Source organism: Helicobacter sp. T3_23-1059, from assembly GCF_053654515.1.
The window spans coordinates 1-2116 of record NZ_JBSIUV010000118.1 but is presented as its reverse complement, the minus strand read 5'-3'; the positions used below and the strand labels follow the sequence as shown (position 1 = coordinate 2116).

The window sequence follows — 2116 nt, the reverse complement described above, 5'->3', positions numbered from 1 at the left end:
ACAACAGCTTAAGTTAAATTGAGCCAAATAAATACGCTACAATGCGCCAAATTTTTGCAAAGGGATATAAATGCACTCATTTTTGTTTTTAAATCGTCAAAATGCATCGCTTTACGCGCTAATCGCGTTGCTTTTATTTATCCTAATCGTGCGTTTAATTAGCCTAAATTTCTACCCGCTTATGAATACCACAGAGGCTCGTTACGCGGATATGTCGCGCAAAATATTAGAGCTAAATGAATGGATAGTGCTTTACTACTACGACTACGAAATGCCATTTTGGGGCAAACCACCACTTAGCTTTTGGGCGAGTGCGGCGAGTATGTGGGCGTTTGGCGTGAATGAATTTGGGGCGAGATTCGCGCCATTTTGTTTTGGGCTACTTTGCTATGGGCTATTTTTTGCGTGGATTTTTAGGCGAAATGAAGACGAATATTTGGCTTTGCGTCCTATCGCGTGTGCGGTGATATTATCTACCACAGGGATTGGATTTGTCGCTAGTGGCGCGGTGATGACAGATGAGGCACTGCTATTTTGTGTAATGCTATGTATGATAAGTTTTTGGCGGTGTGTTGTGGGTAATTTGACTTTTGATAATCATTTACACAAACCAAGTCATACTGAGCATAGTGAAGTATCCAAAACGCGCGAATCTGTTGCGTCAAGCGAATCAATGATAGAAAAGCGAATCAATGAATTAGATTCGCCTTTGCAACATTGCGATTCATATAATTTAGATTCGCATAATTTGGATTCTTCGCTCGTTTCACTCACTCAGAATGACGAATTTGCAAATGCGCAAAAAACCAGCAAAATATTTGGCTACCTATTTTTCATAGGTTTGGGGCTTGGGCTTCTTGCCAAAGGACCGCTGATTTTTGTGCTAGTTGGGCTTCCCATATTTGCTTTTATAATCTCATTGCGATTTTTTACGCCACAAACGCAAATTTTGCACCTAAAAAATCTCCCCTTTTTCAGCGGGACAGCCCTAATGCTACTCATCGCACTACCTTGGTATATCGCATTTGAGGTAAAAAGCGCGGGATTTTTAGAGTATTTCATCATTGGCGAACATTTTAAGCGATTTTTTGTAAGCGGGTGGGAAGGGGATTTGTATGGCAACGCACATTCTCAACCCATAGGCACAATTTGGTGGTTTTTCTTTATCTCATTTTTACCGTGGAGTGTTGTATTTGTGGGTTTTGTGGCAAAGAAAATCTACGGATTTTTTAGGGTTCGCAAGGATTTTAGGGCGATAGATTTGGTAATAAGTTCGACGCGAATCGCCCTAAATCCCGCAAATATCGAAAATTTCTATTTAGCACTTTGGATTGTAATGCCACTTTGCTTTTTGACATTTTCACGAAACATTTTAGAAGCATACACTTTGCCCTGCGCCCCCGCATTTTGCATACTTGTGGCAAATTTTATTTTTAGCACAAAAAAAAGATTTAGGCGTGGAATTTGGCTTTTACCATTAAGTTTAATACTAATTTTATGCGCATTTTTGGCAAGTGGCAAGTTAGATTCACTAGTATATCCACGCCATCAAAAGGACATTTTCACGCGGTGGGATGGTGAAGGGCAAATCGTATTTTTAGACGCAAAGCCATCATTTTCAGGCTATTTTTACGCACATCAAACCGCAAAAAAGCCTTTTAAGGACGAATTTTTATCGCTAAAAAACCCACAAATTAGCACGATTTTAGATTCAAATGAAAAAATATGTATTGCGATGAAAGAAAGCGATTATCTAAAAAATAAAGAGCGATTTTACAATTTTATCCCCATTGTCGCAAAAAAAGAGTGGATTTTGTTAAAAAATTATTAGCTAATCGCTAGTTTTGCCCATCGGCAGTTGCAGGTAAATGCAGTGGGATTTTCGTCTCGTAGCGCATTAAAAAGGCTTAAGACAACTGAATTTGACAATATTTATACAAATCTTGCTATTTCATTGATACAAATTAAAAGGCTCAACCCAACTTAATCTCACACAAATGAGTCTTAAGTTATGATGCACACGATGAAAAACAAGTATATCACCACATAATAAAAACCTTTGCAAGAATTTAAGAGACTAAAACAAGATAGATTAAAAAAAAGATTCTTAAATATT

At 37.9% G+C, this 2116-nt stretch carries 1 protein-coding gene; it reads left to right on the top strand.

The window, feature by feature from the left end:
* Positions 1–70: 70 nt before the first annotated feature.
* Positions 71–1831 (top strand): ArnT family glycosyltransferase, encoded by a 1761-nt coding sequence (locus ACWIX0_RS13360; RefSeq protein WP_454174475.1) that lies wholly within the window; start codon positions 71–73, stop codon positions 1829–1831.
* Positions 1832–2116 lie beyond the last annotated feature (285 nt).

What these genes read in the sequence shown, in the direction of transcription:
- ACWIX0_RS13360 (WP_454174475.1), top strand. Translation starts at nt 71, where the DNA reads ATGCACTCATTTTTGTTTTTAAATCGTCAAAATGCATCGCTTTACGCG.